This is a genomic window from Bartonella sp. AD328YNZD (genome assembly GCF_042196425.1).
The window spans coordinates 1-7,713 of the sequence record NZ_JBHIQG010000091.1 but is presented as its reverse complement, the minus strand read 5'-3'; the positions used below and the strand labels follow the sequence as shown (position 1 = coordinate 7,713).

Genomic DNA, 7,713 nt, shown 5'->3' with positions numbered 1-7,713 from the left:
CAAAAAAAGTGGGTTGCAACGGCTGTTGGGTATGTTCCTTGGGGAGATGGAGCAGAGGAGTATTTTTACAACCTCTATGAATATGAAGACGGTACAAGAGAGTGTGAAAAGTTTGACGGTGGTCAGTACTACACCGTACCAGAAAAGGCAGATTTTAGTACCAAAGCGCAAGTAAAAGCGTGGGTTTACGGTGGTGCTATTCCGAAAAGCGTTCTCAATTACGAACCTCTTATAGATGAGATCAATAAAGAGATCAAAAAATTATCGAAAGCAGTTTGATACTCTTTGTAGCAGGAAAGAGATCAACGCATTGAACGAAGCATGGCGTCACGTAAAATTGCGTTAATCCGTGTTTGATATCCTTTCCCTTGACTTTTAAGCCACGCTAGAACGTCTGAATCCACACGTACTGTTGTGACAGTTTTGGTTGGTTTATAGAATGGATTGCGAACAGCGTTTTTCCAGAATGCATCATTGAGTGACGGAATATCACTATGATCAATTGCACTGTCCGGCATTGCAGCCAGCTTATCAACTTCAACTCTCTGTTTATCTGTCAAAGGTGATAAGTTACCTACATCAATTTCATAAAGAACTTTCTTCTTCATAACGTTTCCTTTCTTTCGAGTTAGCTCGCCGCGCTGAAATAATATCGAACACTTTGGCGCTTACCCCGATAGCAAAACAATAACATGAGGAGCTCATTTATTTTACTATTCCCAAAAATACAGCTAAGCAACGTTCAATTTCCACCATTTTATCTGCATGAATGGAGCCAAAAGCTGGACTAACTTTTTCACATCTTACCGTCATAATCTTATCAATCATGACTTGAGAAGTTTTTTGTAAACCATTTTTGCTGTCTGGTTGGAGAGTAATGCGAAGTAATGGCGCATCAACAAGTGTGCTGGTAATGGGTAAAACCGTTACGCTTGTATGTTCACTAAATTGATTGGCTTGAATGATTAACGCAGGTCTTGGTTTACCAAAATCGCCTTGCATAGCTATTGTGACGAGAGATCCACGCATCATTCTGTCCAGCCATCAATATCCATTAAAGATTGATCCATTAACAACTGCATAGATGTATCTGTTTTATCCATTTTTGCGACTAAGCGACATTGGCGGCGACACTCTTCTGCAAAGTTCGGTTGGCGAGTATCTGGTACCCAAATTTGCATTAAGCGCAAACCTGCTTTTCTTTGTGCGTTGCGATGTTTTTGAACGCGTTCATTGACTTGCATTGTAGCCATAACAAAATCTCCACTATGTTTCATGTAACGTATAACATAGAAAAAAGTTACATGAAACAAAACGTTGAATGAATTCGCAAAATTCAATTTTTTATCCCGAAGGCTATAAAACATAATCTTATATGTTAATAATCAATAATATCATTTTGAAATAATTGAAAAAATAAGCAAATCATGCTAAGATTTTCTATGTATTAAAGTACAAGTTTAAGGTAAGAAAAAACATGCTAAATAAAGTGACGTTAATCGGGCATTTAGGTGCTGATCCCGAAAGCAAAACAATGAATTCTGGAACAGAAGTAGTCAATTTTCGTATGGCAACTTCTGAAAGCTATACGGATAAAAATACTCATCAAAAAGTAGAGAAAACTGAATGGCACTCCATTGTGGTTTTTAATCCATATTTGGCAAAAATTGCACTTCAATATCTACACAAAGGTTCAAAAGTTTACGTAGAAGGCAAATTACAAACCCGTAAATGGCAAGATAAAAACGGTCATGATCGTTACACAACAGAGATTGTCTTGTCACAATATAAAGGCGAGTTGCATTTGCTTGATGCAAAGAAAGAGCAATCTACGTCCTCTTCGTCTGTCACTTCTCAAAGTTATGCTATCGCTTCAGGTGCTGATGATTATGGCATATCTGCTCATGACAGCATGCCATTTTGATTAAAAAATAGAGCAAAAATAAGAATGTGGATTTCCACAGATACGGGGGATGTATGAGAAAGAAAGATGCCTACATTTCACAAGTGAAAGTACGTCAAGATTCTGTTAATCAATTGGCAATTGAAATGCGTGCTAAACGCTTCTGCTTGACCATAGAAGAGGCTAAAAGTCCGCTTGCTGGTTCTTATGTTGGGCGGCTATGTTTGCAAGGCGTGCTTACTCAAGATCAGTATGATGCTGCGCAAAAATATCTTGAAGTGAGAAATGACTATTCGTGTGCAAAAGGTTTGCCAAGCGCTGTTTATGATGAAATGCCATCATCTTCTGATGACAAAGCAAGAGAGAAGTGGGTTGAACGTGCAACAGAACAGTTTTGTAACATGCAAGAGGTAATCAAAGAAACACAATGCCTCTATAAACAGTATAATCTTTATGCGGCTCTACAATATCTTGTTAGTGAAGATCAAACGTTGCCATATCTTATAAATTCATTGCAGATTGCTCTGAATGCGCTTCATAAATATTTTGATAAAAAAAATAAATGGTAGATGTTTATTGTTCTTTTTCCATAAAAGCGTGAAAAGCTCTTGAAGAATATGCATTAGAATGTTATATTTTTATATAATATTAAAGGGAGTGTTTTATGCACACAACAAAATTACGTAAAGTTGGAGGGTCTGTTATGCTCTCTATACCGCCGGCGCTGCTTGATGTTCTTCATCTTACTGAAAACACGCAAGTGGGTTTGGCTATTGATAATGGACAATTGGTTGTGAAACCACAAACATTTCCTAGTTATACTCTTGATGAATTGTTAGCGCAATGTAATCCTTCGGACGATTTTGCGGATGATGATATGGAATGGTTTGATGCTAAGCCTGTTGGTAGAGAGCTGTTGTGATGAAGCGAGGCGAAATTTGGCTTGTATCTCTTGATCCATCTTCGGGTTATGAACAAAAAGGAACGCGTCCTGTATTAATTGTGTCACCAGAGCCATTTAATCGTGTAACAAAAACACCTATTGTCTTGCCTATTACAAGCGGAGGAAATTTTGCGAGAACCGCAGGGTTTGCTGTTTCATTAATGGGAGTGGGATTACATACAACAGGTGTGATACGTTGTGATCAACCACGTGCTCTCGATATAGCAGCGCGTCAGGGAAAGAGAATGGAAACAGTTCCCTCCGTGATTATGAACGAAGTCCTTGCGAAATTAGCAACGTTTCTTACGTAACTTTTTTCGGAATTTATGAGAATGTTGCCAAAGCAAGCGATATGACGTGAAACGTTTTTCTGTGCAATTCGTTGTATTTGTATTACAATGAATACAAAGATGAGGATTGCGTTATGACGATATCTATTCGGTTGTCAAGTGATCTCGAAACACGTTTGAATAATTTAGCTGCTAAGACAGGACGTACAAAGTCTTTTTATTTACGCGAGATTATTGAACGTGGAATAGAGGAAGCAGAGGATTATTATTTAGCCTCACAAGTAAGAGAGCGTGTTCGAAGGGGAGAGGGTACTTTTTATAGCTCTGAAGAGGTGAGGAAAGAGCTTGGCTTGGACGATTAGGTGTTAACAAACTGAAGCAAAAGCTGGGCAAATATTTTCATAAAAGCTTATCGCTATGTTGATTTAAAAGTAATCATCTGAGTAATCTAAATGTTTGAATTTCTTTTTTAATTCGTCCCGTTCTTCAATCGCCTCATCTCGTTCTCTAACAGCGTTGTCACGGTCTTTTATCACTAAATTATAAGAATTAACTAGCTCATTATGAGTATCGCAAAAAATTTTAAGTCCTCTTGACGCTAAAAACTCATACAGACCAACAGAGAAGATTGTTATTACCAACAAAATTTTTGTTGGGACTCCGAAAAAATGAAGTATAGAGATTCCTATTACTAGGCAAATTGTGATTTCGATCTCTACATACAAAAGAAACAAAAACAGCATGATTGGTACTGTAATTACGAGTACTATTATTCCCACATCTAAGGACTCGTAGAGGAGGATTCCTGTAGATATTATAGCTATAGATATCAGTATGTGCGTGAAATCACGACTATCATAATAATAATTATCACCTATTTCACAGTAGTGCGACGAAAATACATATCTAAAGATTGACCAGAAAATAGAAATAATCGATATTGCTGTCAAAACTCGAAGAGATAGAGAACCTGATATAAATAGTATATCAATTATTACTACTATTGCGCCAAAATACATTGATATTGGTTCCATAGTTTCCCCCCTTTTTTAGCAGTTCCCAGTCATATAATTGATTCGTTTAGAGGATACAATTGTGAGGTGTTGCTTGGTGCTAAAGGCACTATATTTAGGCAATAAAATAAAAAAATATACAATATCGTGATTTTTTTGTTGACATGGTGTGAATAATAGTGTTTTATGGCGCTGCTGTACTGGTCGAATTGCGTCTAAAATTACAGCAGAGAATTTCTCATTAACTCCTTTTGTTCAATTGACATGATGATTTAGAGCCCTGCTTTTGCGGGTTTTTTTATTGTCTTGTTTACAAAAAGAAACACACATGAAAACCACTGAAAAACTTGCAAAAAAAACGCCCCCAAAGGCAGGTCAAGGGCGAGTAAAAGGTGTGCCAAATAAAACGACACGTATTTTGAAAGAAGCAGTGCTTAAGGCAGCTGAGCGCGCTGGTAAGAAATATGGTGATGATGGTTTGATCTCTTATCTAGAAAAACAGGCAATCAAATGCCCCGCTGCTTATCTGTCATTGTTGGGAAAGATTTTGCCTCTTCAAGTGACAGGGGAAGATGGGGGCGCGATTAAGTTCATAGGGCGTGTAGAAATAGCCCCTTTAACAATGAATGACGACAAGACAGATTAAGATTGTACCAAAACTCATTCCTATTTTTACAGGGGATGCTTTGGTACGAGCAGCTTGGGGTGGACGAGGGTCTGGGAAGACAAGATCATTTGCCTTGATGGCTGCTTTAAAAGGCTATCAATTTGGTATGCAGGGGATATCAGGGACCATTCTTTGTGCACGTCAGTTTCAAAATTCGCTAGCAGAGAGTTCATTGGAGGAGATTAAGCGGGCGATTGAAGCCCATGATTTTTTAAGGGACTATTACAAGGTTGGAGAGTCGTCGATTAAGTCGATAGATGGTCGTATAGCCTTTCAGTTTTCTGGACTAGACCGTAATATAGCCAGTATCAAATCTATGGGGCGCATTTTGCTTTGTTGGGTTGATGAGGCAGAGCCGGTGACAGAGACGGCTTGGCAGACGCTTATACCGACTTTGCGAGAAGAAGGAGAGGGATGGCGGGCAGAATTATGGGTGACATGGAACCCGTTGCGAGAGAATGCCCCCGTTGAGAAGCGGTTTCGCTTTTCAGACAATGAAGCAATCAAGCGTGTTGAGATCAACTGGTCAGACAATCCGAAGTTTCCGAAAATCTTGAATGAAGCGCGATTGGATGATCTGAGAAACCGTCCAGAGACCTATAAGCATATCTGGGAAGGGGATTATCTGAAAGCGGTTCAAGGTGCTTATTATCAAAAGGAAATGTTGGCAGCCGAGCAAGAGGGGCGGATAGGGCGTGTTGCGCGTGACCCTTTAATGCAGATACGGGCTTTTTGGGACATTGGGGGTACGGGCGCCAAGGCAGATGCAACAGCGATATGGATAGCACAGTTTGTGGGGCGAGAAATCAGAGTGCTTAATTATTACGAAGCACAGGGACAGCCATTATCGGAACATATCGGTTGGTTACGTCAAAATGGTTATGAGAAGGCATTGATGGTGTTACCCCATGATGGTGCGACGAGAGACCGTGTGCACAATGTGAGTTTTGAGAGTGCTTTAAATGATGCGGGTTTTGAAACGCAGGTCATTCCTAATCAGGGGGCAGGGGCGGTTAAGATGCGTATAGAGGCGGTGCGGCGTATTTTGCCTTCTGTTTGGTTTAATGAAGAGATGACGGTAGCAGGGCGCAAAGCACTGAATTGGTATCACGAGAAATGGGATGAGAAGCGCGGCATTGGTTTGGGTGCAGAGCATGATTGGTCGAGCCATGGGGCGGATGCCTTTGGTTTAATGTGCATTGTCTATGAAGCACCCAGTGTCAAACCCAAGCAAGAGCGTTATTGCACTATGGAAAGAGAAGCGGCATCATGGATGGCATTCTAGATCAAGACTTTCAAAAAACGACAATCCTCGATGAATATGAACTCTATAAGCGTTTAAAGTCTTGGTACGCAGAAGATATTGAACATGTTAATGAATGGCGTGAACAGGCGCGTGAAGATTTTGATTTTTATAATGGTCGTCAATGGGCAGAGGAAGATCTTGCGGTTTTAAAAGAGCAACGCCGTCCTGTCATGACTTTTAACCGCATTGCACCCCTTGTGAATGCTATTGTTGGGGCGGAGCGTAATAATAAGCGCGAAGTACAGTTTCAACCACGGCAAATGGGAGCGGCAATACCCAATGAATTGCTTACTGGAGCAGCAGAATGGTTTCGTGATGAGGCAGAGGCGGAATATGCCGATTCCGATGCTTTTCAGGATATGGTTATTTGCGGTATGGGCTGGACAGATACGCGGCTTGATTATGATACAGATCCCGAAGGGATACCTGCTGTTCAACGTTTAGATCCCTTAAAAATGGTTTGGGATGCTAATGCTGTAAGACCAAATCTCATTGACGCACAGCGTATGTGGTATGTTGATCGCAAATCCGTTGAGGATGCTAAAAGTCTTTTTCCTGATGTTGCTGTTGAAGATCTTAACGCCGATTGGGCTATCGATAGTACAACCGCTTCTGAGGATTCTCATGTGTCGCTTGATGCGTATCAAGATGACTCCAATGCGACTTCTCTCTCAGATCCGTGTTCTGGGAAACGCTATGTTACGCTGGTTGAATGCCGTTGGTTTGAATATGAGACCACTTACAAGGCACCTGATCTTCAAACAGGTCAGATGCGCAACTATAGCAAACAGGAGTTTGAACAGCTTCAAAGGGTAATGCCACAACTAAAAGGGGTGTGTTTTAATAAAAAAGTGGTGAGACGCGCTTTTCTGGGACGACGTCTTTTAGCAAATCCCGATAAGCCATTAGCACCTGATGGGCAACTTGGGTGGGAGTGTATCACGGGCACGCTGGATAAGCTTAAAAACCAGTTTTACGGGATTGTTCGCCCCGCAAAAGATCCACAAAAATGGTCGAATAAATATTTTAGCCAAGTGATGTATATCCTTAATAGCCAGTCTAAGGGCGGCTTGATGGCAGAACGAGGCGCTTTCGATGATGATCGCCAAGCCATGGAAAGCTGGGCGCGAACGGATACGATTACTTGGGTTAAAAATGGCGCGCTTACAGGAGGGAAAATTCAACCAAAGCCAAGTGCACAATTTCCCAATGGATTTTTCCAGCTGTTTAATGAATCGCGTGAAGCGATAACGCATGTAACAGGGTTATCGGCTGAGTTTATCGGAACACGGGAGGTCAACCAAGCCAATGTGCTGGAAAATACACGCCGGCAATCAACGCTTAATTTGCTTGCGGGGCTGTTTGATAATCTCAAGCTTTATCGGTGTAGGCAGGGAAAGATTATCCTTTATCTCATTCAGAATTATCTCTCTGATGGGCGTCTGGTACGTATTTCTGGACAAGAGAATGCGCAGTATGTTCCATTAACACGTGAAGCTGTCACAACGCTTGAATACGACATTATTGTTGATGATTCACCGACAAGCCCCAATGAAAAAGAGAAAACTTTTGCAGCAATTACGCAGATGTT

At 40.8% G+C, this 7,713-nt stretch carries 13 protein-coding genes; 9 read left to right on the top strand and 4 right to left on the bottom strand.

Annotated features, from left to right (window positions below):
• Nucleotides 1-279, top strand: a 279-nt coding sequence (locus ACFIO3_RS05905; RefSeq protein WP_375696118.1) for a hypothetical protein, incomplete at its 5' end; no start/stop codon positions are given.
• A 23-nt stretch (nt 280-302) separates the two neighbouring features.
• Here the strand turns inward: ACFIO3_RS05905 and ACFIO3_RS05900 are convergent.
• The 3 genes from ACFIO3_RS05900 to ACFIO3_RS05890 all read right to left on the bottom strand — a co-directional run bounded on the left by ACFIO3_RS05900 (nt 303) and on the right by ACFIO3_RS05890 (nt 1,253).
• The gene (locus ACFIO3_RS05900) at nt 303-608 is read right to left on the bottom strand and encodes a BrnA antitoxin family protein (RefSeq protein ID WP_273756873.1); all 306 of its coding nucleotides are present in this window, start codon (nt 606-608) and stop codon (nt 303-305) included.
• A gap of 97 nt (nt 609-705) precedes the next feature.
• Nucleotides 706-1,029, bottom strand: coding sequence for a type II toxin-antitoxin system PemK/MazF family toxin (locus ACFIO3_RS05895; protein WP_375608738.1), 324 nt, complete (start codon nt 1,027-1,029; stop codon nt 706-708).
• The gene (locus ACFIO3_RS05890) at nt 1,029-1,253 is read right to left on the bottom strand and encodes an antitoxin MazE family protein (RefSeq protein ID WP_375608736.1); all 225 of its coding nucleotides are present in this window, start codon (nt 1,251-1,253) and stop codon (nt 1,029-1,031) included. The genes ACFIO3_RS05895 and ACFIO3_RS05890 overlap by 1 nt, the downstream gene beginning before the upstream one ends.
• A gap of 224 nt (nt 1,254-1,477) precedes the next feature.
• Between ACFIO3_RS05890 and ssb the strand changes: the two genes are divergently transcribed.
• The 5 genes from ssb (at nt 1,478) to ACFIO3_RS05865 (ending at nt 3,498) form a co-directional block, all read left to right on the top strand.
• Nucleotides 1,478-1,924 carry a single-stranded DNA-binding protein gene (gene ssb / locus ACFIO3_RS05885; RefSeq protein ID WP_375608735.1) on the top strand — a complete coding sequence of 149 codons (447 nt, stop codon included), beginning with the start codon at nt 1,478-1,480 and terminating at the stop codon, nt 1,922-1,924.
• Nucleotides 1,925-1,977: 53 nt separating this feature from the next.
• A complete protein-coding gene (locus ACFIO3_RS05880; protein ID WP_375607306.1) occupies nt 1,978-2,472 on the top strand; it encodes a hypothetical protein in 495 nt (164 codons plus the stop codon).
• Between the two features lie 95 nt (nt 2,473-2,567).
• Nucleotides 2,568-2,825: an AbrB/MazE/SpoVT family DNA-binding domain-containing protein gene (locus tag ACFIO3_RS05875; protein WP_375607307.1), complete on the top strand. Its 258-nt coding sequence runs from the start codon at nt 2,568-2,570 to the stop codon at nt 2,823-2,825.
• A complete protein-coding gene (locus ACFIO3_RS05870; RefSeq protein ID WP_375607308.1) occupies nt 2,825-3,157 on the top strand; it encodes a type II toxin-antitoxin system PemK/MazF family toxin in 333 nt (110 codons plus the stop codon). Before ACFIO3_RS05875 ends, ACFIO3_RS05870 begins: the two co-directional genes overlap by 1 nt.
• Before the next feature lie 113 nt (nt 3,158-3,270).
• The gene (locus ACFIO3_RS05865) at nt 3,271-3,498 is read left to right on the top strand and encodes a DUF6290 family protein (RefSeq protein WP_375607309.1); all 228 of its coding nucleotides are present in this window, start codon (nt 3,271-3,273) and stop codon (nt 3,496-3,498) included.
• A 63-nt stretch (nt 3,499-3,561) separates the two neighbouring features.
• Here ACFIO3_RS05865 and ACFIO3_RS05860 read toward each other — a convergent pair whose 3' ends face one another.
• Nucleotides 3,562-4,170, bottom strand: coding sequence for a hypothetical protein (locus ACFIO3_RS05860; RefSeq protein ID WP_375608734.1), 609 nt, complete (start codon nt 4,168-4,170; stop codon nt 3,562-3,564).
• A gap of 307 nt (nt 4,171-4,477) precedes the next feature.
• On the opposite strand from ACFIO3_RS05860, the gene ACFIO3_RS05855 reads away from it, so the two are divergent.
• The 3 genes from ACFIO3_RS05855 to ACFIO3_RS05845 all read left to right on the top strand — a co-directional run.
• Nucleotides 4,478-4,795, top strand: a complete 318-nt coding sequence (locus ACFIO3_RS05855) for a hypothetical protein (RefSeq protein ID WP_375608733.1) — start codon at nt 4,478-4,480, stop codon at nt 4,793-4,795.
• Entirely contained in the window at nt 4,776-6,101 is a 1,326-nt protein-coding gene (locus ACFIO3_RS05850; protein WP_375608732.1) for a PBSX family phage terminase large subunit, read from the top strand. The genes ACFIO3_RS05855 and ACFIO3_RS05850 overlap by 20 nt, the downstream gene beginning before the upstream one ends.
• The coding region (locus ACFIO3_RS05845) for a portal protein (RefSeq protein ID WP_375704196.1) at nt 6,086-7,713 on the top strand (1,628 nt) is incomplete at its 3' end. The genes ACFIO3_RS05850 and ACFIO3_RS05845, both read left to right, overlap by 16 nt.

Excerpts from the sequence above, each read along its gene's own strand:
- ACFIO3_RS05900 (WP_273756873.1), bottom strand. The coding sequence starts at position 608 with ATGAAGAAGAAAGTTCTTTATGAAATTGATGTAGGTAACTTATCACCT.
- ACFIO3_RS05895 (WP_375608738.1), bottom strand. The coding sequence starts at position 1,029 with ATGCGTGGATCTCTCGTCACAATAGCTATGCAAGGCGATTTTGGTAAA.
- ACFIO3_RS05890 (WP_375608736.1), bottom strand. The coding sequence starts at position 1,253 with ATGGCTACAATGCAAGTCAATGAACGCGTTCAAAAACATCGCAACGCA.
- ssb (WP_375608735.1), top strand. The coding sequence starts at position 1,478 with ATGCTAAATAAAGTGACGTTAATCGGGCATTTAGGTGCTGATCCCGAA.
- ACFIO3_RS05880 (WP_375607306.1), top strand. The coding sequence starts at position 1,978 with ATGAGAAAGAAAGATGCCTACATTTCACAAGTGAAAGTACGTCAAGAT.
- ACFIO3_RS05875 (WP_375607307.1), top strand. The coding sequence starts at position 2,568 with ATGCACACAACAAAATTACGTAAAGTTGGAGGGTCTGTTATGCTCTCT.
- ACFIO3_RS05870 (WP_375607308.1), top strand. The coding sequence starts at position 2,825 with ATGAAGCGAGGCGAAATTTGGCTTGTATCTCTTGATCCATCTTCGGGT.
- ACFIO3_RS05865 (WP_375607309.1), top strand. The coding sequence starts at position 3,271 with ATGACGATATCTATTCGGTTGTCAAGTGATCTCGAAACACGTTTGAAT.
- ACFIO3_RS05860 (WP_375608734.1), bottom strand. The coding sequence starts at position 4,170 with ATGGAACCAATATCAATGTATTTTGGCGCAATAGTAGTAATAATTGAT.
- ACFIO3_RS05855 (WP_375608733.1), top strand. The coding sequence starts at position 4,478 with ATGAAAACCACTGAAAAACTTGCAAAAAAAACGCCCCCAAAGGCAGGT.
- ACFIO3_RS05850 (WP_375608732.1), top strand. The coding sequence starts at position 4,776 with ATGACGACAAGACAGATTAAGATTGTACCAAAACTCATTCCTATTTTT.